This window comes from Kutzneria kofuensis (assembly GCF_014203355.1).
Classification (GTDB): Bacteria; Actinomycetota; Actinomycetes; order Mycobacteriales; family Pseudonocardiaceae; genus Kutzneria; species Kutzneria kofuensis.
Map to the genome: position 1 here is coordinate 460235 of NZ_JACHIR010000002.1, position 24170 is coordinate 484404.

The following is a 24170-nucleotide window of genomic DNA, read 5'->3' on the forward strand; positions in this document are numbered from 1 at the left end:
CCCCTATGCCGGTGTGACGTAGAGGGTGAAGTCCTTGCGGGCCTTCGCGTCGACGGCCATCGGCAGGAGGATCCGTCCCGAATCGACCATGCCTCGCACCGCCGCCCGGCTCAGGCCGAACCCGGCCATCAACAGCTTCTCGACCCGGATCGGCGCCGGGAGCTCGAACCTGACGACGACCTCCAGCGGCGCCGCGTCCTCGCTCTCGAGCTCGTAGAACGGCATGTCGGTGTCCAGCTTCCAGGTGCCGCTCCAGTCGAGCCGGTACTGTGCCCGGCCCGCCAGCGCCGTGTCCATGGCCAGCTGTCGCACCGTGGCCGGGTCGTTCTTCTCGAACATCACCAGCCGCTCGTGGTCCAGCATCTGCACGTGGACACGCTCGTAGACCGGGATCTTCGACGTGCGGCCGCACTGCTCGCAGCCGATCAGCAGCCAGACGTCGAGGAGCTTGCCGCTCGCGTTCACCCGGACCTTGCCCGTGGGGTGGTGTCGCGTCGACCGGCACGCCGGGCACGCCCTGATGATTGCCGGCAGGCCGAGCTCCCTGACCACCCACAGCGCTTTCCGGTCGATGCCGGATCCGTCGGCGGGCACACGGGTACCACGAAAGTCATTCATCGTGTCGGCGAACTCCAGAGCTGATGGAGGCGGCCCGCTTTTACGGCAGCGGGAATCGCCTCTCCGAACCAGTGGCATACGGCCGGCGCGTGAAAGCACACCGGCCGGCGCGACGGCGCATGGGCACGTCACGTGAAGGAAACCCGCACCGATCACACGGTGCGGGCTTCGAGAGGTACGGCGGAAGAGACGGGCGCGACTCGCACCCGTCCTCATTCCGCGCCAAAGCCACTGGCTACAACTCCATGCCCGCCATGATGGTGAAGCGGGGGCCGTCGGGCAACCGGTTTTCGTCACCCCCGAACAGGCGGGATCGCCGATGACATCGCAGCCTGCGTTGCGGGCGAGGCGTTGTGGCAGGCTGCGCTTCGTGGCAGCGGACCGGTCGGAAGACGAGCTCGGAGTCGTTCACACCTGGGGCTCCGGTCCCGAGGTGGTTTTCCTGAGCAACGCCTTGCCGATCCCGTGAATCGGCACCTACCAGGAGCGGTTGTCGGCCCTCGCGGCGGTGACGACGCCGTGTCTTGTCATGGGATTCGAGCTGGACACCGACACGTTCGCCGCCCGCGCCCGCGAGGTCGCCGCGGTCATTCCGGGTGCGCACTACGTCGAACTGGAAGGCCTCGCGCACGGCGCGCCGTTCAGCGACCCGCAGCACGTGTGGCCGCCGGTGATCGATTTTCTACGACGCCACCACCGCCCCCACCGACTCCCGCCGACAAGTGAATTGCAGCTGTCTGGGCGCACTGGAACTATTGCGCGCATGGCACAGAACGCGACATCGGCAGCGCATGAGTGCATCTTCTGTGCCATTGTGGCGCGACAGGCCGAGGCCAGCGTGGTGTACGAGGACGAGACCGTTGTCGCCTTCATGGACCTGAAGCCCGTCACACCCGGCCATCTTCTCGTCGTGCCACGCGAACACGCGGTGGGCCTCGAAGACCTTGACGGAGCAACGAGCGCTCACGTCTGGTCGGTCGGTCACGACATGGCGCGAGCCTTGCGACGCTCACGCATGCGCTGCGAGGGAATCAACGTCCTCCTCTGTGACGGCGAAGTCGCCTTCCAGTCGGTCTTCCACTTCCACCTTCACGTCATCCCTCGCTACGCGGGAGACGGCTGGACCTTCAAGGCCGAGTCGCCGGAACGCAAAAGGTCGCTCCTCGACAGCGACGCGCAAGCGATCAAAGACGCCATCACTGGACGGACTGACTGGTGACTTCCGCTCATGCCGCGAGTCCGGCGTGGCGTCGGCCGACGTGCGCGACGGCTCCGGGACGGGCATCATCTGCTCGCATCAGGAGTGCCTTCGTGGCCGGTGGACGCGGCGACGCGGGAGGAGGGCCGATGCCGAGGTCCGAGGAGGTCCGGAACGCCCAGCGAGCGACGTGGGCGGGGCTCGCGGCGGGCTGGGACAAGTGGGGCTCGGTGATCATGGATCAGCTGGGCCCGGTCGGCGCGGCGATCATCGAAGGTCTCGACATCGCGGACGGCCATCGGCATCTCGACATCGCGTCGGGCACGGGCGAGCCGGGTTTGAGCATCGCGAAACGGTTGCCGACGGGGCGCGTCGTGCTGACCGACCTCGTGCCGGAGATGCTCGACATAGCCACGCGACGAGCCAGGGCGCAGGGGGTCGCCAACATCGAGACGACGGTGTGCAGCGCCGATGATCTCCCGTTCGACGACGCCACGTTCGACAGCGTCTCCGTGCGTTTCGGGTACATGTTCTTCCCTGACGTGGCCAAGGCGACGGCCGAGTTCGCGCGCGTGCTCAAGCCGGGCGGGCGGCTCTGCTCGTCGGTGTGGGTCAAGCCCGAGGAAAACCCGTGGACGGCGATCGCCATGCGGGCGATCGCCGCCGAGACGGTGGTGGCGCCACCCGACCGGGACGCGCCGAACATGTTCCGGTGCGCGGCCCCGGGATATGTCAGCGACCTGTACGAGAGTGCTGGGCTACGCGACATCGCCGAGTGGGATGTCCCCGTCGAACTCGTGACGGAATCGCCCGAGCAGTACTGGAAGGTGATCAGTGAGCACGTCTCGCCGGCGGTTGCCGCGCTGCGGCAGGTCGACGAAGCGGCGCGGGAGCGGATTCGGGCACACGCCATTGCCGACGTGAGTGCTTTCGAGAAGAACGGCAAGGTCCGGGTTCCGGGCATGGCCCGGTGCATCGTGGGAAGGAAACAGGGCACGAGGGGCACGCGCCCAAACGACGACCCACCAAACGCGTAAACCGTGCAAGGCCGCCAGACCGGGCCAGGGTCAGGCGGTCACCGGGTCGACGAGGTGCGGCCCGTTGTTCCGCACGCTGTTCACGGCCGTCGACACCTCGTACGGCTCCAGGTGCGGCTCGGGCAGGCTGTTGATCAGCGCCTGCACGTCGTCGGGGTCGTCCAGCCGGGGGTCGAGCCACGCGTCGAGCAGGTCACCGCCGGGAATCAGCAGCGGACTGCGGTCGTGGATGTGGCCGAGGGTGTCGGCGGCGGTGGTGGTGATCACGGTGCAGGTCCACAGCCACCGGTCGGGGTGGTCCTCGGGCAGTTCGGGGTCGGGGCGCAGCTCGTACAGGCCGGCCATGGCCAGCGGCTGCCCGTCCTCGGGGTGCAGGAAGAACGGCACCTTCCGGTTGTCGATCTTCATCCACTCGTAGTAGCCGTCGGCGGGGATGACGCACCGCCGGCGCCTGGCGGCGGACTTGAAGGCGGCCTTGGCCAGCAGGGTCTCGACCCGGGCGTTGATCATCTTGTTGCCGACCTTGACGTCCTTCGCCCACGACGGCACCAGGCCCCAGCGCACCGAACGGAGCAGCCGAGCGGCGGGCGCCTCCGGCTCGTCCTTGGGCGCGCGTTCCAGCACGGCGCGAACCTGCTGCGTCGGCGCGACGTTCCAGGACGGCTCGGGCTCATCGCCGACGACATCGACGACCTCGAACGCCTTGGCCAACTCGGCGTCGGTCTGAGCACTGGCGTATCGACCGCACATGTCACGGATTCTGCCGCAAACCCCACGCCGGAGGTGTCGTCAACCGGCCCGGCGCGGCAGCGCGACGAGGGCCTCGTCGACGGTGGCGTCGATCGTGATCAGGCTGTCGAGCGCGGTGATCTGCAGCGGCCGCAGCGCCTGCCGGCGGGAAGCCACCACCCGGAAGCCGAAGCCCTCCTCCTCGGCCCGGGCCGACCACCGCGCGAGCAGGCTGAGCCCGGTCGACGCCAGGAAACTCAGCCCGTCGAGGTCGACGACCAGGGCGGTGATATCCGTTGCGGCCTCGGTGATCCGCTGGTCGACGTCGTCGACGGTCGCGAGGTCGAGCTCGCCGAACAGGTGCAGGATGGCGATGGTGCCGATACGCTCCGTGCTCACGGAGATGGGGGTCGTGCCGGGCGTCGCTGACATGGGAACCGCTTCCAGAAGTAGGTGGAAGACGCAGCCCGAACTGGACACGGACGTGCCACGCCATCGGCTGCTCGCTCAACCACTACCGACAGTAGAGGCGGCCGGGAGGAGGGACAACGCGCATACCCAGAACCGATTCGAATAAACCCACGGGCCGGTGAATTCTTCACGGATTCACCCGGCCCCCGCCGGGGTAGCCCCGGCCATGCGATTGGGTGTGTTGGACATCGGGTCGAACTCGGCGCAGCTGCAGGTGGTGGACATCGTCCCGGGCGGCCCGCCGCTGCCCGCGTACGCCGTCAAGGAGCCGACACTACTGGCGGAGTCGTACACACCCGACGGCGCCATCGACGAACACGGAGTCAGACGCGCGGTCGAGGCGGTGTCCAGAGCGCTGGACGCCGCCCAACGACTGGAGGTCGACCAGCTCTACACGTTCGCCACCTCGGCGATCCGGGACGCCACCAACCGGGACGCGATCGTGTCGCGGATCGAGGACGGCACGGGCATCCGGCCGCAGTTCCTCAGCGGCGAGGACGAGGCCCGGCTGACCTATCTCGCCGCCCGCCGCTGGTACGGCTGGTCGGCGGGCCGGCTGCTGGTGCTCGACATCGGCGGCGGCTCGATGGAGATCGTGTACGGCACCGGCCTGCTGCCCGACCTGGTCGTGTCGCTGCCACTCGGCGCGGGCCGGTTGACCCGCCGGTTCCTGCCGGACGACCTGCCGACGGCCAAGCAGCTGCGCCGGCTGCGCCGGCACATCCGGGACGAACTGGGCGAGGTGGCCGAGCGGCTGGCCTGGGAGGGCACGCCGAACCGGGCCGTGGCGACGTCGAAGACGTTCAAGCAGCTGGCCCGGCTGGCCGGCGCCCCGCCGCAGCGGCAGGGGCCGTTCGTGCGCCGCCGGCTGACCGTGGACGACGTCGCGAAGTGGGTGCCGCGCCTGGCCCGCACACCGATCGCCGAGCGTGCCGAATTCCGTGGCGTGTCCCGGTCCCGGGCCGGGCAGATGGTGGCCGGGGCGATGGTCGCGCACGCCGCGATGAGACAGTTCAAGGTGCCGTCGGTGGACGTGTGCCCGTGGGCGCTGCGCGAGGGTGTCGTGCTGTGCCACGCGGTGTGGGACGCCCGCGGTTTCCTTCCGCTGCAGCCGATTTCACTGGCCGACCAGCCGAAAGTCTACGATATCCCGCGACAACTGATGATCGGGTCCGCCGCGGCCGCCGGCACCTGATCCGTTTCGCCCGGCTGATCCGTTTCGCCGCCCGGCCGCCGGGCACTCCGTCGGCATGATGGAGGTCAGCAGGACGGTCGAGGTGTCCCCGGAGCACGTGTTCGCCGTGCTCGCCGACGGCTGGTCCTACGCCGGGTGGGTGGTCGGCAACTCCCACATCCGGGAGGTCGACCCGGAGTGGCCCGCGGCGGGCACGCGGATCCACCACAGCGCGGGGCTGTGGCCGCTGCAGTTCAACGACTGGACCGAGGTCACCGCGGTGGCGCCGGACCGGATGATCGAGCTGCGGGCCCGGCTGTGGCCGTTCGGGGTGGCGAGGATCCGCTTCGACCTGACGCCCACGGCGAACGGCACCCGGATCGTCATGGGCGAGCAGGCCACCGAGGGGCCGGCCGCGCTGATGCCGACCGCAGTGCAGGCCGTGTTGCTGCGCCCACGCAACCGGGAAGCCCTGTCTCGGCTGGCCGACCTCGCCGGGGGCCGCGCCCGCTCCCAGCAAGCCAAATGAGCCACTCACGTGGCCCCGAGAGCCACCTGAGCCACTCACGTAGGCCCGAACGCCACCTAAGCCACTCACGTGCTCCCCAAACCAAGCGAGCCACTCACGTGCCCCCCGAAAGCCACCTAAGCCACTCACGTGCCCCCTGAAAGCCACCTGAGCCACTCACGTGCGCCCCAAAAGCCAACTGAGCCACTCACGTGGCGTGCGGGGCAGGAGGGCGGGGCGGGGTCAGCCGTAGATGAGGCGGTGGGCCGCGTTGATCGTGGCCTGGTAGCCGCCGCCGGCCCACCCGTTCCGGGCCAGCGCCGCCCGCGCGGCGTTGCTGCCGGGGCCGCCGTGCACGGCACCGCCGGGATGGGCGGAGGCGCTGGCCAGGAACAGCCGCTGCACGGGAGTGTCGGCCCGGGCCAGGCCAGGCACCGGACGGAGGAACAACTCCTGGTGTATCGCCGAGGTTCCGCCGTTGATCGCACCGTCGACCAGGCTCGGGTTGTGCCCCTGCAGATCGCCCGGCCCCTGCACGGCCCGGCCGACGACCAGCGAGGAGAAACCGGGGGCGTGTCGCTCGACGACACGCTCGATCCGGTCGGCGGCCCGCGCCAGCTTGGCGTTGTCCCAACGCTGTCCGTGCGGCACATGCGTGTACGCCCAAACGGCTTCCGTGCCGGCCGGGGAACGTGACGGGTCGGCGGTGGTCATCTGGCCCAGCAACAGGAACGGGTCACGGGGCGTACGCCCCCGCGCGAGGTCCACGGTGAAGGCCGACAAGCCGTCCATGTCCGCGCTGAGGTGCACGGTGCCCGCGCCGCGAACCTGCTCCGCGATCCACGGCACCGGCCCGGACAGCGCCCAGTCCACCTTGACGGTCGCGGGATCCCAGTGGAACCGCGACAGGTCGTCGACGAGCCGGGCCGGCAGATGCTCGGCGCCGACGAGGTCGAGATAGAGCGCGGGCGCGGGCACATCGGCCAGCACGGCGCGACGGGCCCGCACCGGCTGGCCCTCCGCGTCCCGCACGCCGACCGCCTGTCCACTCGCGACGAGAATCTTGTCGACCCGGCGGCCACACACGACTTTGCCGCCACGTGAGGTCAGCCGGCGCACGAGTGCCGCGGTGATCTGCCCGGCGCCGCCCTCGGGCACCGGAAACCCGACGTCCTGGCCCAGCATCGCCAGCAGCCAACCGAAAACACCGCTGCCGGCGTTGTCGACGCCGACGTCGGCGTGCATCGCGTTGCCGGCCAGCAACAACCGGGCGCCCTCCCCCGCGAACCACTCGTCGGTGAAGGTGCGCGCGGACAACGTCACCATCCGGGCGAGGCGAAGGCCCTCGGCGGTGCCGACCCGGCGCAGCAGGCGCATACCGGCGCGGACGGGCGGGAAGGGTCGGAACAGCGCGTCCAGGAACGGATCCCGCAGCCGGCTCCACTGGTCGTACATGCGACGCCAGGCGTCGCCGTCCTCGGCGGCGAACTCGGACACCGATCGCGCGGTCCGGTCGAGGTCCCGGGACAGCACCACGCTGCGGTCGTCCGGCAGGACGTGGGCCACGACCTCGGGCGCGTGCCGCCACTTCAGGCCGTAACGCCCCAGGTCGAGGCCGGCGAACACGGGCGAGGCGGCGGTCATGGGGAAGAAGGCGCTGCACAGGTCGCTGTGGAACTCCGGCGCCGCGAGTTCCTCGGTGCGCACGGCCCCGCCGGGTCGGTCGGCGGCCTCCAGGACGAGGACCTGCCATCCGGCGTCCGCCAGCAGGTTCGCAGCGACCAACCCGTTGTGGCCGGCACCGACGACCACGGCGTCCGCGGACTCCGTCATGGCAGCGGATTCCCCCGTTCCCGCGCCCCAAACTCAGGAGCGCCGGTCGAGCGGCCCCCACTCGGCGGAATGCTGGTCCGCAACCTCCTTCTCGCACTCCTCCAGCACCGCGTCGTCGATCCAGGCCACCGGCCGGACGTCGACGACCAGGGGCTCGTTGTCCGGGCCACGGCCGCATTCGGTCGCCGCCAGCACCCACGGCCGCACGCCGGGCCCGCGCAGTTCACGGAGATGGCGGTAGTCGTACAGCCGACGGGCCAGCCACAGCCGCAGCGACCGGTCGCCCCACCACGGTTCGACCCGTAGCGGGTTCGCCGACAGCCCGGGCAGCGGGACGCCGGTCAGACCGTCCCGACTGGACATTCCGTCCCCGTCGGTGTCCGGGCCTTGCGACCACCGGACGTACAGGTCGTCGTCGTCCTCGGTCACCAGGTCGACCAGCCCCGCCAGGTCGTGCACCACGGGCATGTTTCGATCAGACACGGAGCCCGGATGCCCGCTACGACCGCGTTGAACCACTCAATTCCGCGAGGCAGAACGGATGCCCGTCGGGATCGAGCATCACCCGAACGGGGTCCTGCGGCTGGAAGTCGGCCGGCCGCGCCCCGGCCCGCACGGCGTGCGCGCAGGCCGCCTCCAGGTCGTCGACGTCGATGTCCAGGTGCAGCATCATCTGCTGCTCCGCGTCCCGGCTCGGCCACACCGGCGGCCGGTAGTCCTCGTCGTGGTGGAACGACAGCCGAACCCCCTGCCGCGTCACCACGGACACCCAGTGCTCGGAGTCCTGGTCGGGTTCCAGGTCCAGCAGCCGGCAGTAGAAGGCCGCGAGCTTCCGCGGCTCCCGACTGTTCAGCACGACACCCGACAGGCGCAACCCGTTCATGGCCGGGGATTTCCCGCCAAGACCGCGCGTCCAAACGGTTTTGACGCCGCGGGCGGTGGTAACTCGCCCGGGTGACCGAAGACCTGCGCCGTGTGGCCGAGGAGACGTTCGGCTGGCGTCATCTGCGTGACGAGCAGCTCAAGGCGATGCGACACGTGCTCGCCGGGCATGACGTGCTGGTCGTCCTGCCCACCGGCGCGGGGAAGTCGGCGATCTACCAGACCCCGACCGTGCTGCTCGACGGGCCGACTGTGGTGGTGTCGCCGCTGATCGCGCTGCAACACGACCAGCTCGACGCGATCGAGGGCAGCGACGCGCCGCGCGCCGTCGCGGTCAACTCCACGCAGCGCGGCTCCGAGCAGACGGAAGCGTGGGAGGCGTTGCGCGCCGGCGAGGCGCGATACGTCTTCCTGTCGCCGGAGCAGCTGGCCAAGCCGGAGGTGGTCGACGAGCTGACGGAATTACAGGTGTCGTTGTTCGTGGTGGACGAAGCACACTGCGTTTCGTCCTGGGGACACGACTTCCGGCCCGAGTACCTCCGCCTCGCGCCGGTGATCGGCCGGCTCGGGCATCCGCCGGTGCTCGCGCTGACCGCGACCGCGGCTCCGCCGGTCCGTGCCGACATCGCCGAACGACTCGGTCTGCGCGATCCCGTGCAGGTCGTCGCCAGCTTCGACCGTCCCAACCTGCACCTGTCCGTGCAGCGGTTCACCGAGGACGCGGAGAAGCGCAACGCCGTCACCGCGCACGTCCGCACGCTCACCGCCGACCCGGCCACCCGATGCGGCCTCGTCTACACGGCCAGCCGCAAGGACGCCGAGTCGCACGCCGAGGAGCTCGCCCGAATCGGGGTTCGGGCGGCCGCCTATCACGCCGGTATGAAGGCGGCCGATCGTGAGCGCGTGCACGAGCAGTTCATGGCCGGCGAGCTCGACGTCGTGGCGGCGACCTCGGCGTTCGGCATGGGCATCGACAAGCCGGACGTGCGCTTCGTGGTGCACGCCTCCGTGCCGGACTCACTGGACTCCTACTACCAGCAGATCGGGCGGGCCGGCCGCGACGGCGACCCTGCCCACATCACCTTGTGCTACCGCGCCGAGGACCTCGGCCTGCAACGGTTCCTGACCGCGGCGAATCCGCCCGAGCAGGCGCTCGACGCCGTCGCGCAGGTCCTGCATGACGAGGACGGCCCGGTGGCACTGAAGGAGCTGGAGGTCGACGCCTCCCCGGCCCAGCGCACGAGGGCGGTGAACCTGCTCGAACAAGCCGGTGCCGTCACCGCGGCCGAGGACGGCACCGTCGACCTCCGTCCTGATGAGACGGTCGACCATGCGGTGTCGGAGGCGGTCGAGGTGGCGGAGCGGCACCGCCGCATGCTGCGGTCGCGCCTGCACATGCTGCGCGGGTACGCCGAGACGACCGGCTGCCGCCGGCAGTACCTGCTCGGCTATTTCGGGGAACGGCTTGACGATCCGTGCGGCAACTGCGACACCTGCGAGGCCGGCACGGCGCAGCGCCTCTCCCCCGGCACCGACGAGTTCCCGCTCAACGGCCAGGTCCGGCACGCGCAGTGGGGTCACGGCGTGGTGATGTCGATCGAGGAGGACCGCATGGCCGTGCTGTTCGACGAGGAAGGCTACAAGATCCTGTCGCTGGACGCAGTGCGCGAACAGAACCTGCTGGCGCCGGAGTGAGGGCGGGCGGAGCGGGTATTCGTCGCCGTGCGGATCGTGGTGACGGGTGCCAGCGGGAACGTGGGCACCGCTCTGTTGAGGACCTTGCGCCGGGCCGGGGACTGGCAGGTGACGGGGATCGCCCGACACCTGCCGGACCGGTCACGGCCGCCGTACGACCTGGCCGATTGGGTGGTCTGCGACGTCGGCGAGCCCGATGCGACCGACCGCCTCGCGGACGTGTTCGCCGGCGCGAGCGCGGTGGTGCACCTGGCCTGGGCCATCCACCCGCACCGCGACGATCCGCCGATGCACCGCACCAACGTGTCCGGCAGCGAGCACGTGCTCGCGGCGGCGGCGCGGGCGCATGTGCCGCATCTGGTGGCCGCGTCGTCGGTGGCGGCCTACGAGGCGCCGCAGCGGTGGGTCCGGATCGACGAGAACTGGCCGCGGCACGGCATCCCGGGCAGCGCCTACAGCCGAGGCAAGGTCATCTTCGAACGGATGCTGGACGAGTTCTCGGCCCGCCATCCGGACGTGACGGTGGCTCGCATCCGGCCGTGCGCGATCCTCCAGCACGATGCGGGCGGGCAGTTCGCCCGGTGGACGCTGAGCCCGCTGCTGCCGGAACGCCTGCTCGGGCAGCGGTGGCTGCCGTTGCCGTGGTGGAAGGGCCTGCGCGCCCAGGTGGTGCACGCCGGCGACGTGGCCACCGCGCTGCAGGCGATCGTCGTGCGTGGCGCCGGCGGGGCGTTCAACCTCGCCACCGAGCCCGTGTTGTCCGGTTCCGACCTGGCCCGGCCGTTCGGCGGCGGCCCGCGGATCCCGGTGCCGCGCTGGCCCAGCAGTGCGGCAGCCTGGCTGGGCTGGCGGATGGGGCTGCAGCCGTTGCATCCCGGCTGGCTGGTCCTGGCCGACAAGGCGGCACTGGTGGACACGGACCGGGCGCGCCGCGTGCTGGGCTGGCGTCCCGAGCACGACGCGCACGACGTGCTGGCCGAGCTGGCCGCCGGCCTGCGGGCGGGCGCGGGCACCGGTAGCCATCCGTTGCGGCCGCTCGACTGGAAGGGGCGGTTGGGTCGTGGGCGGCCCACCCACCAGTCCCAGGCGGGATGAGTCGCCCACACCGGACAGACCGGTTCGCCCCGCCGTCCCCCGCGCATTGAGTCGGTTCAATCGGGCTAAAACCCGGGTACTCGGCGGCATGAAGATCGGTGAACTTCTCTACCTGGCGCGGTGTTTCGCCCGCGAACAGGCCATCGTGGCCCTGCTGGGGATGCCCGCCCTGCTCGGGCACCCGGTATGGCGGACCGCCGACCCGGACCTGGGCGGCGGTCAGGGTGTGCTGCTGGTGCCGGGGTTCGGGGCCGGCGATCGGAGCCTGTCGCTGACCAGGAGATGGTTGACGGCACGGGGCTTCCACCCGGCCCCGGCGCGGATCGGCCTCAACATCGGCTGCACGTCCACGCTCGTCGACCGGGTCGAGCGCCGGCTGGAGGAGCACGCGGAGGCCACCGGCCGCCGGGTCGTCCTACTGGGACAGAGCCGCGGCGGCGCGCTCGCCCGGCTGGTCGCGGCGCGTCGGCCGGAGCTGGTGCGCGGGCTGGTCATGCTGGGCAGCCCGGTGCTGGACCTGCTCGGCGCGCGGCTGGGCGTGATCCCCATCGCCCGCGCGCTGGCCCGGCTGTCCACTCTCGGCATCGCCGGCCTGCTCGACAACGACTGCTTCGGCGGCGACTGCTACTCCCTGCACTCGGAGGCGCTGCGGGCGCCGCTGCCGGAGTCGGTGCCGGCCGTCGCGTTCTACTCGCGTAACGACGCGATCGCCCCGTGGTGGCTGTGCATGGACCCGTACGCGACCTGCATCGAGGTCCGCAGCACGCACACCGGCATGGCCTTCGACCCCGCGGTGTACGCGGCGCTGGGCCCGATCCTCGCGGAATGGTCCGCCGATACGAAGGCGCTGGTCGCATAGACGGCCGGTCCGGTGGGTAGCCCGGGGCATCTGTTGTCGACCCCGAGGAGCCAACAGTGGGCGTCCGCCGATGGATCGAGTCCTGGCCGGTGTACCGCCAGCTGCAGGGTGAGGACCCGCTGGGCCGGGGAGCGGCGGTCACGTCCGCCACGACCGAGCGGCTGACCCCCAGGACGGTGACGGCGGACCGGGTGGCGAAGTCGGTTTGTCCGTACTGCGCGGTTGGTTGCGGCCAGAACGTGTACGTCAAGGACGAGAAGGTCGTGCAGATCGAGGGCGACCCCGACTCCCCCGTCAGCCGCGGCCGGCTCTGTCCCAAGGGCGCCGCGAGCCTGCAGCTCACCACCGGCGAGTCCCGCCGGCACAAGGTGCTCTACCGCGCCCCGCACGCCAGGGACTGGCAGGAGATTCCGCTCGACCGGGCCATGGAGATGGTGGCCGACCGGGTGTTGAAGTCCCGTGCGGAGGGCTGGGAGGACGAGAAGGACGGCGTTCGGGTGGCCCGCACGATGGGGCTGGCCAGCCTCGGCGGGGCGACGCTGGACAACGAGGAGAACTACCTCATCAAGAAGCTCCTCACGGCGCTGGGCGTGGTGCAGGTGGAGAACCAGGCCCGGGTCTGCCACAGCGCGACCGTGGCGGGGCTCGGCACGTCCTTCGGGCGCGGCGGCGCCACGATGTTCCTTCAGGACCTGCAGCATTCCGACTGCATCGTCATCCAGGGCTCCAACTTCGCCGAGGCGCACCCGGTCGGCTTCCAGTGGGTGATGGAGGCGAAGGCCCGCGGGGCCAAGGTGATCCACGTCGACCCGCGATTCAGCCGCACCAGCGCCCTGGCCGACCTGTTCGTGCAGATCCGCCCCGGCACCGACATCGCCTTCCTCGGCGGCGTCATCAACCACGTGCTGAGCAACGACAAGTACTTCCACGACTACGTGCTCAACTACACCAACGCCGCCTCGATCGTGGGCGAGGACTTCCGCGACACCGAGGACCTCGACGGCGTGTTCTCCGGTTTCAACGCCGAGACCCGGCACTACGACTTCGACACGTGGCAGTACGAGGGCGTGGAGATGACCGCGGCCACCGGTGACCGCGACCAGGGCTACGAGGAGCACAGCAGCGGCGGGGAGAGCCAGCACCGCGCCGGCAAGGCCGAGGGCCGGGGCTCCGGCGGTGTCGGACTGTCCGGCAAGCCGAAGACGGATCCGACGCTGCAGCATCCGCGCTGTGTCTTCCAGATCCTCAAGCGCCACTACGCCCGCTACACGCCCGAGCTGGTGTCGGAGATCTGCGGCACGCCCGTGGAGAAGTTCCTGGCCGTCTGCGACGCGCTGACCGAGAACTCCGGTCGCGACCGGACGAGCGCCTTCGCCTACGCCGTCGGCTGGACCCAGCACACCGTTGGCTCGCAGTACATCCGCACCGCCTCCATCCTGCAGTTGTTGCTGGGCAACATCGGCCGGCCGGGCGGCGGCATCCAGGCGCTGCGCGGGCACGCCAGCATCCAGGGCTCCAGCGACATCCCGACGCTGTTCAACCTGCTTCCCGGCTACATTCCGATGCCGCACGCGCATGCCAACGAGACGCTGGACGACTTCGTCAAGGCCGACGCCGCCGAGACCGGCTACTGGGCGTACATGCGCTCGTACCTGGTGAGCCTGCTCAAGGCGTGGTGGGGCGACAAGGCCACTGTCGACAACGACTTCTGCTTCGACTACCTGCCGCGCATCACCGGCTCACACGCCCACTACGACACGGTGATGGAGCAGCTGGCCGGCAACTGCAAGGGCTACTTCCTGATGGGCGAGAACCCGGCCGTCGGCTCGGCCAACGCCAAGCTGCAGCGGCTGGGCATGGCCAAGCTGGAATGGCTGGTGGTGCGGGACTTCTCGCTGATCGAGAGCGCGACCTGGTGGCAGGACGGACCGGAGATCGAGACCGGTGAGATGCGCACCGAGGACATCGGCACCGAGGTCTTCTTCTTCCCGGCCGCCTCGCACACCGAGAAGTCCGGCACCTTCACCAACACCAACCGCTGGGTGCAGTGGCACGAGCAGGCCGTCGAGCCCGAGGGTGACGCCCGCAGCGACCTGTGGTTCATGTTCCACCTGGGCCGGATCATCCGGGCGAAGCTGGCCGGGTCCACCGACCACCGCGACCGCCCGGTGCTGGACCTGACCTGGGACTACCCGATGATCGACGAGATGGGCGAGCCCGACGCCGCCGCCGTGCTGGCCGAGATCAACGGCTTCGACGCCGACGGCAAGCATCTGGGCTCGTACAAGGAACTCTCCGATGACGGGTCGACGTCGTGCGGCTGCTGGATCTACTGCGGCGTCTACGCCGACGGCGTCAACCAGGCCGCGCGCCGCAAGCCCGGCCAGGAGCAGGACTGGATCGCCGCGGAATGGGCGTGGGCGTGGCCGGCGAACCGGCGCATCCTGTACAACCGCGCGTCGGCCGATCCGGACGGCAAGCCGTGGAGCGAGCGCAAGAGCCTGGTCTGGTGGGACGGCGAGAAGTGGACCGGCCACGACGTGCCCGACTTCGACACGGACAAGAAGCCCGACTACGAGCCGGATGAGGATGCCCGCGGCGCGGACGCGTTGAGCGGCAAGGATCCGTTCATCATGCAGGGCGACGGCAAGGGCTGGCTGTACGCACCGGCCGGGTTGGACGACGGCCCGCTGCCCACCCACTACGAGCCGCAGGACTCGCCGTTCGTCAACGCCCTCTACCCCCAGCAGCGCGGGCCGAGCCGGCTGGTGTTCGACAGCGAGCACAACCGCTACCACCCCACCGGATCGAAGGTTTTCCCTTACGTCGTCACGACGTATCGGCTGACCGAGCACTTCACCGCCGGCGGCATGAGCCGGTGGACGCCGTACCTGGCCGAGCTGCAGCCGGAGTTCTTCTGCGAGGTGTCGCCGGAACTGGCCCGCGAGCGAGAACTCGAACACGGCGGCTGGGCCACGATCGTCACCGCCCGCAACGCCATCGAGGCGCGGGTGATGGTCACCGACCGCATGCCGACGCTGACCGCGCAGGGTCGGAAGGTGCACCAGATCGGCCTGCCCTACCACTGGGGTCCCAACGGCCTCGCGTCCGGTGACGCCGCCAACGAGCTCACCGCGATCTCCCTCGACCCCAACGCGCACATCCAGGAGGACAAGGCGCTCACCGCGGACATCCGGCCCGGGCGGCGGCCGCGTGGAGCGGATCGCGTCGACCTCGTCCGCGAGTACCAGCGACGAGCCGGCATCACCGACCGCACCGGCATGGAGGTGTGAGCGTGGAAACGCAGCCCCGGATGGGTTTCTTCACCGACACCAGCGTCTGCATCGGCTGCAAGGCGTGCGAGGTGGCGTGCAAGGAGTGGAACGCCGTCCCCGAGGACGGGCTCAACTTCAGCGGCAACTCGTTCGACAACACCGGCGGGTTGAGCGCCGACACCTGGCGGCACGTCGCCTTCATCGAGAAGCCCGTCGAGAAGCCCGCCGAGGGAGTCCAGGCGGTGGACCTGGGAATGCCGACCGTCGGACAGTCCACTCCGGACTTCCAGTGGCTGATGTCCTCGGACGTGTGCAAGCACTGCACGCACGCCGCCTGCCTGGACGTGTGCCCGACCGGCGCGCTGTTCCGCACCGAGTACGGAACCGTTGTCGTGCAGGAGGATGTGTGCAACGGTTGCGGCTACTGCGTGCCGGCGTGCCCGTTCGGCGTGATCGACCAGCGCGAGAACGACGGCCGGGTGTTCAAGTGCACGATGTGCTACGACCGGCTCGGCGCCGGCCAGGAACCGGCCTGTGCCAAGACGTGCCCGACCGACTCCATCCAGTTCGGCGAGTTGGAGGAGCTGCGGGAACGGGCCGCGCAGCGGGTCGAGCAGCTGCACGCGGACGGCTTCGAGAAGGCCCGGCTGTACGGCGAGAACCCCGATGACGGTGTGGGTGGCGCGGGGGCGTTCTTCCTGCTGCTGGACGAGCCCGAGGTGTACGGGCTGCCGCCGGATCCCGTTGTGACCACACGGGACCTGCCGTCGATGTGGCGGCACGCGGGTGTCGCCGCGGCGACCCTGCTGATCGGACTGGCGGCGACTTTCCTTGGTGGCAGGCGATGAAGAACTCCAAGCCCCAGTTCGACTCGTACTACGGCAAGCCCGTCCTCAAGGCCCCCGTCTGGTCGCCGCTGGACATCGGCGGCTACCTGTTCCTCGGCGGCCTGGCCGGCGCCTCCTCGGTGCTGGCCGCCGGCGCGGAGCTCACCGCGCGGCCGGGGCTGGCCCGCGCCGGCAAGGTCGCGGCGCTGGGCGCGATCTCCGCTTCCGCGGCGGCTCTGGTGCACGATCTCGGTAAGCCGACGCGGTTCGTGAACATGCTCCGAGTGGTCAAGCCGACCTCGCCGATGAGCATCGGCTCCTGGCTGCTCGCCGGCTACGGCCCGGCCGCGGGCGTCGCGGCGGCGACGGCCGTCACCGGGCTGTTCCCGGGCATCGGCCGGGCCGCCACGATCGGCGCGGGCCTGCTCGGGCCGGCCGTCGCCTCGTACACGGCCGTGCTGATCTCGGACACCGCGACGCCGGCGTGGCACGGCGGCTACCGGGAGATGCCGTTCGTGTTCGTCGGATCGGCCGCGACGGCCGCCGCCGGGCTCGGCATGCTCGCCGCCGACCCGGCCGAGGCCGGGCCGGCCCGGCGCGCGGGGTTGTTCGGCGCGGCTCTGGAAACCGTGGCCATGCACCAGATGCGGTCCCGACTGGGCCTGGTCGCCGAGACCCACCACCAGGGCAAGGCCGGCAAGCTGCTCAAGGCCGCCGAGGCGCTGACCATCGGCGGCGCGGCCGTCGGCGCGCTGCTCGGTCGCCGCAGCCGCCTGGCCGCCGCGGTCGGCGGGGCCGCCCTGCTGGCCGGCTCCGCGTGCACCAGGCTCGGCATCTTCCACGCCGGCGTGCAGTCGGCCGAGGACCCGAAGTACACCGTGGAGCCGCAGCGGGCCTAGCCGTCCTCGGTGCGGTGCACGACCAGCAGCGCGACGTCGTCGGCGGTGGGCTGGCCCTCGACGAACTCGGTCATGAGCTCGGCGCACACCGTCTCGGACGGCACCGCCGCGACGGCGTTCAGCAGCTCGGCCAGGCCGGCGTCGATGGGCCGGTCCCGGCGCTCGATCAGGCCGTCGGTGTAGAAGCACACGGTGGCGCCCGGCGGCACGTCGACCACGTGGCTGCGGCGGTGCCGGCCCTTGAGCGAGAAGCCGATCGGCGGGTCCACGGGGGCGTCGACGAACTCGCTCGGGCGGCCGGGCATGGCCAGCACCGGCCGCAGGTGGCCGGCCAGGCACAGCGTCAGCCGGCCGGCCGTGGGCTCGACCACCGCGTACGCCACGGTGGCCATGACGCCGGCCTCGAAGTGGCTCGCCTTGCGGTCCAGCTTGTCCAGCACCACCTCGGGCGCCTCGTTGTCGAGCGCGTACGCCCGCAGCGCACTGCGCAGTCGGCCCATGACCACGGCCGCGGGGAAGCCGTGCCCGGCGACGTCGCCGATGACGATGCCGATGCGGCCGCCGGACAGCGGGAACACGTCGTACCAGTCGCCGCCGACGCCGAGGTCGGCGCCGGGGGCGTACCGGCCGGCGAAGTCCAGGCCGGCCACGGACGGCAGGCGGCTGGGCAGCAGGCTGCGCTGCAGCGCCGTCGTCGCGCTGCTCTCCGCGTTGGACGAATGCGCCTGGACCGCGAGCGCGAGCCGGTCGGCGGCGACCCGCAGCAGGAGGATGTCCTGGTCGGTGAACTTCCGCTCGCCGGTGACGCCGACCCGCAGCACGCCGACGAGCGTTCCGGCGGCCACCATGGGCACGCCCAACAGCGAGGTGACACCGCTCTCCCACAACAGCGGCGTCTCGACGGTCGTGTGGTCGATCTGGTCGACGATCAGCGGCTCCTGGGACTGGGCCACCCGGCTGGCCAGGCCGCCGCTGTTGCCGTTGCCCACCGCGATTCGCGTCGGCCGGAGGATCTGCTGCTCCAGGCCGACGGTCGCGGTGGCGACGAGATGGTCGCCCGACCGGTCGTAGGTCAGCACGGACGCGGTGTCCACGAGCAGCAGGTCGTGGATGCGGGCCAGCAGCTCCCGCAGCACCGCCTCGGTGCTCAACCTGGCCAGGCCGGCGTCGGTGACCGCGTCCAGGAACCGCAGGCGGGCATCGGTGTCCGGCTCCTTGCGCTCGATCGGCCAGCGCATGCGGACCTTGGTGCCGGTGTTGCCCGGCAGCACGGTGACCTGCGCGGCGAGCCGCTCGATCAGCGCCAGGCCCCGCCCGCGGTGGTGCTGCTCCTCGGGCGTGCTCACATGCCAGTGGCCCTCGTCGGCGACGACCCCGAGGATGGCGTCGCGGTCCCGGCGGAGCTCGACGTCGAGCGTGCCGATGCCGTCGTCGCGGTAGGCGTGCTCCACGACGTTGGCCATCGCCTCGTACATGGCCAGCGCCACCATCTGCGACAGGTCGACGGACAGCCCGGCGCGTTCGTTCCACTCCTCGATGGAGCGGCGGATGCCGGAGAGCTGTTCGGCCTTGGCCAGCCCGTGCCATCGCAGCGGTGTGTCGGCGTCGCTCATCCCTCGATCGCGGCCTTCAGGGTGGGCCGGATGAACAGGTCCTCGGTCAGCCCGGTCAGCTCCAGCGGGCGCATCACCGCCGGGTCGCTCGCGACGACCCGCAGCTGCGTGTGGTCGTCGGCCTCGCGGTGGGCGAGTGCCAGCACGGCCAAGCCGGCCGACGAGAAGAAGCGGACGTCGGTGAGGTCGATCACCAGTACCCGGGGCTTCTCCCCCAGCAGTGTCACGACCTGGCTCTCCAGCGCCGGCGCCGTGACCATGTCGACCTCGCCGTCCACGTGCACGACAGCGATGTCGTCGGCCGGACGCTCGACGGCGACGGTCGCCAACCCTACCTCCGCGTTGTTCGGTTCATCCGCACTGAGACCGGTCACACCGACATCATGCCCCCTGCCATCGCAGGGGGCATGCGCAGCGTGCACCACCGATGCGAGGGTGACCAGCCGGGCGGTGGTTCAAACCTCCTTTTTCGTCAGGGCTGCAGCAGCACCTTCACGGCGCCGTCCCGCTTCTCCTGGAACATCTGGTACGCGGCCGGCGCCTGCCCCAGCCGAACCCGGTGGGTGGCGAAGCCCTCCACGCCCAGCGGATCGCCGTCGACCAGCAGCGGCAGGATGTCGGGGACCCAGCGGTGCACGTTGGCCTGGCCCATCCGGAGCTGGATCTGCTTGTCGAACATGCGCAGCATCGGCATCGGGTCGGCCATGCCGCCGTACACGCCGGACAGCGAGATCGTGCCGCCGCGGCGAACGATGTCGATCGCCAGGTACAGCGCGTGCAGCCGGTCCACGCCGACCCGCTTCATCAGCCAGCCCTGGATCGCGTCCGGCAGCATCGCCGTCATCTGCTGGGTCACCTGCGCGGTCGGCGAACCGTGCGCCTCCATGCCGACGGCGTCGACCACCGAGTCCGGACCGCGGCCGTCGGTCATGTCCCGGATCACCTTGGGCAGGTCCTGGCCGTGCTCGCGGAGGTCCAACGCCTCCACACCGTTGGACCGCGCGCGTTCCAGCCGCTCCGGCACCAGGTCGACGCCGATCACCTTGCCGGCGCCGCGGTGCTGCGCGACCCGGCACGCCATGTCGCCGATCGGCCCGAGTCCCAGCACCACCAGGCTGCCGCCGTCGGGCACCGACGCGTAGTCCACCGCCTGCCACGCCGTCGGCAGCACGTCGGACAGGTAGACGAACCGGTCGTCCGGCGGGCCGTCCGGGACCTTGATCGGCAGCGTGTTGCCGAACGGCACGCGCAGGAACTCCGCCTGCCCGCCCGGCACCTGGCCGTACAGCTTGGTGTAGCCGAACAGGGCGGCCCCGCTGCCCTGTTCGTGCACCTGGGTCGTCTCGCACTGCGAGTGCAGCCCCTGGCCGCACATGAAGCAGGTGCCGCAGGAGACGTTGAACGGGATCACCACCCGGTCGCCCGGGCGCACCGCCGTGACCTCCGGCCCGACCTCCTCGACGACGCCCATCGGCTCGTGCCCCAGGATGTCGCCCTCCTCCAGGAACGGCCCCAGCACCTCGTACAGGTGGAGGTCCGAGCCGCAGATGCCGCTGGAGGTCACGCCCACGACGATGTCCGTCGGCTGCTCGATCCGCGGGTCCGGGACGGTGTCCACGCGGACATCCCGCCGACCGTGCCAGGTCACTGCCTTCATCGGCTTCCTCCCATGTCGTCAGCACCGGCTACCCGGTGAGCGACTGGGCAATCCCGATGTCACCGGCTCGTACCGCACGCACGAACCGGACCAGCACCTCGGGCGCGGGGCGGACGCCGTGGACCGGGTCCGGCCGGCCCAGGACCAGGTCGTCGCCGGAACGCGTCTCCACCACGGCCGACCAGCCGACGCGCTCGTCCCACAGCAGCGCCAGGTCGCGGTCGGGAAACGCCGGGGTCGAGCCGTCCAGCGCCAGGTAGGCCGAGGCCGGGGTGGTGGCATCCACCATGGTCGACTCCGGGCCGACACCGAGCGCGGCGGCCACCTCGGTGACGTAGGCCCGCAGTTCCCGCCCGAACGTGTCGTCGTCCAACCAGACCGTCTGCGGCGCCGCTAACACTCCGCGGTTCCTTTCGTTGCCGTGCGGAGCCCTGCCGGCCTGGCGCCGGCAGGGCTCACGGAGGACGTTTCGGTCATTCGCACTGATGAGGGATGTCGATCGGGCACCACCTGCCTCTCACCGAACCACCTGATTCACCGAAGCCGTCAGGCGTTGATCTGCTTGGGCTCCGGGTGTCCGCTGTCGATGGCGATCTTGCGCGGCTTGGCCTTCTCCGCCACCGGGATCCGGACGGTCAGCACGCCCTGCTCGTAGCTGGCGGCGATGCGGTCCGCGTCGAGCGCGTCCCCCAGGAACAGCTGGCGCGAGAACACGCCCAGCGGGCGCTCGGCGACCTGCATCTCCACGTTCTCACCGCGCTCGACCGGGCGGCGCTCCGCCTTCACGGTCAGCACGTTGCGCTCGACGTCCAGCTCGATCGCCTCGGGGTCGACGCCGGGCAGGTCGAAGTGCACCACGAACTCGTCGCCGCTGCGGTAGGCGTCCATCGGCATCGCCGTCGGGCGGGACCACGTCCCCTGGGTGCCGAAGACCTGCTGGGTCAGCCGGTCGAACTCCCGGAACGGGTCGGTGCGCATCAACATCGTCTCCACCTCCGTTGTCCTCGTCTCGTGTCAACGCGCACCATCTTTGTAACATGTCGTCCTAACGATGACAAGTGTGATGTCGTCCATATGACGACACCTGACAGAGTGACCACCGGGGATCTACGATGTCATCAGGAAGACGACACGGAGAACGTCATCGGAAGGGTGACAGATGGACGCGGGTAGCGAACGCGAACGAGCCAGACAGTGGCTGAAGGACCGGGAGCTGGACGGCGAGCACGACCACGGCGGCGACCTGGCGCTCACCGACCTCGACCTGGTCAACCGCGTCGCGCACCGCAAACTCGGCCATCAGGTCGCGGACGAGACGGGCGTCGCCGACGCCCTCGCCGCGCTCACCCTGCTCCGGCATCTCCGCGAGGAACTGGCCGAATGGGAGCCGCGGCTGATCGCCTCCGCCCGCGCGCACGGGGCGAGCTGGATCCAGCTGGCACCGGCCCTGGGCGTGGCCAGCCGACAGGCGGCCGAGCGCCGCTACCTGCGGCTGCGCCCCGACGGCACCGGCGAGGCGACCACCGGCGAGCAGCGGGTTCGCGCCGAGCGCGACCGCCGCGCCGGCGACCGCGCGGTGACCAAGTGGGCTCGGGACAACGCGATCGGGCTGCGGCAGCTGGCGGCACAGGTGAGCGCCCTCGACGGCGACCAGAACCTCGACGGCGACGCCCAGCGCCACGTCGACACCGTCACCGCGGCGCTGGGCGAACCCGACACCGCCGCACTGCTCGGCCCGCTCACCGACGCCCTGCAGCACCTGCACGCCAGCCATCCCGACCTCGCCGACAAGATCGCGTCCGTCACCGGCGAGAGCAACGAGGCCCGCCGCCCCAAGGGTTAGGCCAGCACGAACCCGCTGCGGACCTTGGCCGGAATGCGGCGCAACAAGATGGTCAGGTCCTGCGGCGGCACCTCGTAGTCCAGCCGGGCCAGCCGCGTGGCCAGCGCCGCGAGCACCGACACGGCGATGCCCTCGCCCGGGCAGCGGTGGCCGACGTCCGGCCAGCCCGCCCCCTGCGGCACGAGTTCGAACGGGCCGATGTCGTGGCCGACGAACCTCTCCGGGGAGAAGGCGTAGGGATCCGCGAACAGCTCGGGGTCGTGGTTGTGGCCGTAGATGTCCAGCACCACCAGGCTTCCGGCCGGGATCGACTCCCCCTGCCAGTCCAGGTCCCTGGCCGCGAGGCCGCCGAGGAACGGCGCGAACGGGTAGAAGCGCCGCACCTCGTGCGCGAACGCGTCGGCGAAAACGCCGCCGCCGGCGAGGTCCGCGCGGTGCTTGGGCCAGCGGTGCAGGGCGTGCGCCGCGAACGTCACGAACCAGCTCAGCGCGACCGTCGGCCGGACCACGTTGAGCAGTTCCACCGCCCGCACGTGCGGATCCGGGAGGTGCGCCGACATGACGTCGTACAGGAAGCCCTCTCGCACGCCGGCGAACCACTTCTCGCGGCGCTTGCGGGCAAAGCGGGCCTTGAAGTGCCGTGGACCGGCCGTGGCGAAGCCGTCGACCATCGCGATCAGGTCGGCGGCCATCGCCGGCACCTCGGCCGGCGTGACCCGGATGCCGGCCCAGTCGCAGACCGCACGGGTCAGGATCCGGCTGGTCTCGTCGAACAGCACCACCGGCCGCTGCCAGGCCGGCACCGTCTCGTCCCAGACCTCGGTCACCCGCCGGGTCAGGTCGGCGACGCCGTCCGGTCCCATCACCGACAGGAACATCGCCTTGCGGGACCGGTGTTCCGCGCCGTCCAGGGTGTGCACGGCATCGTGGCCGAACAGCGTGCTCAGCACCGGGCCGGGGATCGCGCCGTGCCGGCGGATGTTCCGCTCGTCGTAGAAGAACCGCGCGGCGTCCACGCCGCCGATGCACACCGCCCGTTGACCCATCAGCCGGGTCTTCACGGTCGGCGTCTCGCGGCGGCGGTCCGGCAGCCACGCGTAGCCCTCCGCCAACAGCTGCAGCGAGTTGTCCATCACTTCTCCGCGCTGCCGGGTTCGCTCATCTTGCGGTGCTGCGCGGCCATTGCCTTGTCCGGCACCACCTTCGCCGCCGCCACCTGGGCCTTGTTCATGAACGAGCCGGCGACCACACGGTCCTTGCCGGCCATCATCGCCTCGAAGCCCTGCTTGGCCACCTCCGCCGGGTCGTCCTTGTTCTCCGACGCCCCCAGCTTGGTGTCGCGCATGTCGGCGCGGTCGAAGAACTCCGTCTCGGTCGGACCGGGCATCAGCGCCGTCACCGTGACGCCGCTGTCCTTCAACTCCTCCCGCAGCGCCTCCGAGAACGACAGCAGGAACGCCTTGGAGGCGTTGTAGACCGTCTGGAACGGCCCCGGCATCACCGCCGCGATCGACGACGTGAACAGGACCCGTCCGCTGCCCCGCGCCGCCATGTCCGGCAACAGTCGCTTGGCCAGGTGCACGGCCAAGCGCACGTTCAGGTCGACGACGTTCAGCTGCTCGTCCAGCGACGAGTCGCCGACGAACGGCCCCGACACACCGACGCCGGCGTTGACCACCAGTGCGTCCACCGGCCGGCCGGTCACCGTCACGCGCTCGACCAGCTGCTCGACGCCCTCGGGCCGGGCCAGGTCGGCCCGCACGGCCTCCACCGCCACGTTGTTGGCCCGCAACGCATCCGCGGCGATGGTCAGCTCGTCGTCCTCCGCGCAGGCCACGATGTCGAAGCCGTTGGCCGCGAGCTGGTGGGCCAGTTCGAGCCCGATCCCGCTGGATGCTCCGGTCACCACCGCGAGCGGGTTGAGGGGTGTGGTCACGTCTCCTCCTTCGCTGTGCCT

The 24170-nt window shown here is 70.8% G+C and carries 24 protein-coding genes; 11 read left to right on the forward strand and 13 right to left on the reverse strand.

All coding sequences use genetic code 11. From position 1 onward, the window contains the following. Positions 1–3: 3 nt before the first annotated feature. Positions 4–594, reverse strand: coding sequence for a DUF1062 domain-containing protein (locus BJ998_RS41095; RefSeq protein WP_312890633.1), 591 nt, complete (start codon positions 592–594; stop codon positions 4–6). Positions 595–1147: 553 nt separating this feature from the next. Here BJ998_RS41095 and BJ998_RS41100 point away from each other — a divergent pair. Next, positions 1148–1837, forward strand: coding sequence for an HIT family protein (locus BJ998_RS41100; protein ID WP_246489998.1), 690 nt, complete (start codon positions 1148–1150; stop codon positions 1835–1837). A gap of 215 nt (positions 1838–2052) precedes the next feature. Continuing rightward, a complete protein-coding gene (locus tag BJ998_RS41105) occupies positions 2053–2853 on the forward strand; it encodes a class I SAM-dependent methyltransferase (protein ID WP_184869537.1) in 801 nt (266 codons plus the stop codon). A 30-nt stretch (positions 2854–2883) separates the two neighbouring features. Here the strand turns inward: BJ998_RS41105 and BJ998_RS41110 are convergent, their stop codons facing one another. Further along, the gene (locus BJ998_RS41110; protein WP_184869538.1) at positions 2884–3603 is read right to left on the reverse strand and encodes an SOS response-associated peptidase; all 720 of its coding nucleotides are present in this window, start codon (positions 3601–3603) and stop codon (positions 2884–2886) included. Positions 3604–3642: 39 nt separating this feature from the next. Continuing rightward, complete coding sequence (locus BJ998_RS41115) at positions 3643–3981, reverse strand: anti-sigma factor antagonist (protein WP_184869539.1); 339 nt, start codon at positions 3979–3981, stop codon at positions 3643–3645. 238 nt (positions 3982–4219) lie between these two features. Between BJ998_RS41115 and BJ998_RS41120 the strand changes: the two genes are divergently transcribed. Further along, positions 4220–5248: a Ppx/GppA phosphatase family protein gene (locus BJ998_RS41120; RefSeq protein ID WP_184869540.1), complete on the forward strand. Its 1029-nt coding sequence runs from the start codon at positions 4220–4222 to the stop codon at positions 5246–5248. A gap of 55 nt (positions 5249–5303) precedes the next feature. Further along, complete coding sequence (locus BJ998_RS41125; RefSeq protein ID WP_184869541.1) at positions 5304–5756, forward strand: SRPBCC family protein; 453 nt, start codon at positions 5304–5306, stop codon at positions 5754–5756. Positions 5757–5978: 222 nt separating this feature from the next. Here the strand turns inward: BJ998_RS41125 and BJ998_RS41130 are convergent, their stop codons facing one another. Genes BJ998_RS41130 through BJ998_RS41140 form a run of 3 tightly spaced genes read right to left on the reverse strand, consistent with a single transcriptional unit; the run spans position 5979 to position 8451 of the window. Further along, entirely contained in the window at positions 5979–7568 is a 1590-nt protein-coding gene (locus BJ998_RS41130; RefSeq protein ID WP_184869542.1) for a phytoene desaturase family protein, read from the reverse strand. 33 nt (positions 7569–7601) lie between these two features. Continuing rightward, a complete protein-coding gene (locus BJ998_RS41135; RefSeq protein WP_184869543.1) occupies positions 7602–8036 on the reverse strand; it encodes a DUF6098 family protein in 435 nt (144 codons plus the stop codon). A 31-nt stretch (positions 8037–8067) separates the two neighbouring features. Further along, positions 8068–8451, reverse strand: a complete 384-nt coding sequence (locus tag BJ998_RS41140) for a VOC family protein (protein WP_184869544.1) — start codon at positions 8449–8451, stop codon at positions 8068–8070. 71 nt (positions 8452–8522) lie between these two features. On the opposite strand from BJ998_RS41140, the gene BJ998_RS41145 reads away from it, so the two are divergent. The 6 genes from BJ998_RS41145 to nrfD all read left to right on the forward strand — a co-directional run bounded on the left by BJ998_RS41145 (position 8523) and on the right by nrfD (position 17100). Then, positions 8523–10145, forward strand: a complete 1623-nt coding sequence (locus tag BJ998_RS41145; protein WP_312890634.1) for a RecQ family ATP-dependent DNA helicase — start codon at positions 8523–8525, stop codon at positions 10143–10145. A gap of 27 nt (positions 10146–10172) precedes the next feature. Continuing rightward, complete coding sequence (locus tag BJ998_RS41150; RefSeq protein ID WP_184869545.1) at positions 10173–11240, forward strand: NAD-dependent epimerase/dehydratase family protein; 1068 nt, start codon at positions 10173–10175, stop codon at positions 11238–11240. Positions 11241–11328: 88 nt separating this feature from the next. Further along, positions 11329–12099 (forward strand): alpha/beta fold hydrolase, encoded by a 771-nt coding sequence (locus BJ998_RS41155; RefSeq protein WP_246490000.1) that lies wholly within the window; start codon positions 11329–11331, stop codon positions 12097–12099. A gap of 56 nt (positions 12100–12155) precedes the next feature. Next, entirely contained in the window at positions 12156–15392 is a 3237-nt protein-coding gene (fdh, locus tag BJ998_RS41160) for a formate dehydrogenase (RefSeq protein WP_184869546.1), read from the forward strand. Positions 15393–15412: 20 nt separating this feature from the next. Further along, positions 15413–16222: a 4Fe-4S dicluster domain-containing protein gene (locus BJ998_RS41165; RefSeq protein WP_184869778.1), complete on the forward strand. Its 810-nt coding sequence runs from the start codon at positions 15413–15415 to the stop codon at positions 16220–16222. Continuing rightward, positions 16219–17100, forward strand: a complete 882-nt coding sequence (nrfD, locus tag BJ998_RS41170; RefSeq protein WP_184869547.1) for an NrfD/PsrC family molybdoenzyme membrane anchor subunit — start codon at positions 16219–16221, stop codon at positions 17098–17100. Before BJ998_RS41165 ends, nrfD begins: the two co-directional genes overlap by 4 nt. On the opposite strand, the gene BJ998_RS41175 is transcribed toward nrfD, so the two are convergent. The 5 genes from BJ998_RS41175 to BJ998_RS41195 form a co-directional block, all read right to left on the reverse strand. Then, the gene (locus BJ998_RS41175) at positions 17097–18713 is read right to left on the reverse strand and encodes a SpoIIE family protein phosphatase (protein WP_184869548.1); all 1617 of its coding nucleotides are present in this window, start codon (positions 18711–18713) and stop codon (positions 17097–17099) included. The two genes, nrfD and BJ998_RS41175, sit on opposite strands and share 4 nt — an antisense overlap. Further along, entirely contained in the window at positions 18710–19087 is a 378-nt protein-coding gene (locus tag BJ998_RS41180) for an STAS domain-containing protein (RefSeq protein ID WP_184869549.1), read from the reverse strand. Before BJ998_RS41180 ends, BJ998_RS41175 begins: the two co-directional genes overlap by 4 nt. 98 nt (positions 19088–19185) lie before the next feature. Continuing rightward, positions 19186–20370: a zinc-dependent alcohol dehydrogenase gene (locus tag BJ998_RS41185; RefSeq protein ID WP_184869550.1), complete on the reverse strand. Its 1185-nt coding sequence runs from the start codon at positions 20368–20370 to the stop codon at positions 19186–19188. Between the two features lie 28 nt (positions 20371–20398). Beyond that, positions 20399–20770, reverse strand: coding sequence for a DUF6292 family protein (locus BJ998_RS41190; protein ID WP_184869551.1), 372 nt, complete (start codon positions 20768–20770; stop codon positions 20399–20401). Between the two features lie 146 nt (positions 20771–20916). Further along, positions 20917–21354, reverse strand: a complete 438-nt coding sequence (locus BJ998_RS41195) for an Hsp20/alpha crystallin family protein (protein WP_184869552.1) — start codon at positions 21352–21354, stop codon at positions 20917–20919. A 175-nt stretch (positions 21355–21529) separates the two neighbouring features. On the opposite strand from BJ998_RS41195, the gene BJ998_RS41200 reads away from it, so the two are divergent. Further along, complete coding sequence (locus BJ998_RS41200; protein ID WP_246490001.1) at positions 21530–22213, forward strand: HSP18 transcriptional regulator; 684 nt, start codon at positions 21530–21532, stop codon at positions 22211–22213. On the opposite strand, the gene BJ998_RS41205 is transcribed toward BJ998_RS41200, so the two are convergent. Next, on the reverse strand, positions 22210–23346 hold the full coding sequence (locus tag BJ998_RS41205) for a cytochrome P450 (protein WP_184869553.1): 1137 nt from the start codon (positions 23344–23346) through the stop codon (positions 22210–22212). The two genes, BJ998_RS41200 and BJ998_RS41205, sit on opposite strands and share 4 nt — an antisense overlap. Then, the gene (locus BJ998_RS41210; protein ID WP_312890635.1) at positions 23346–24149 is read right to left on the reverse strand and encodes an SDR family NAD(P)-dependent oxidoreductase; all 804 of its coding nucleotides are present in this window, start codon (positions 24147–24149) and stop codon (positions 23346–23348) included. Before BJ998_RS41210 ends, BJ998_RS41205 begins: the two co-directional genes overlap by 1 nt. Between the last annotated feature and the right edge of the window lie 21 nt (positions 24150–24170).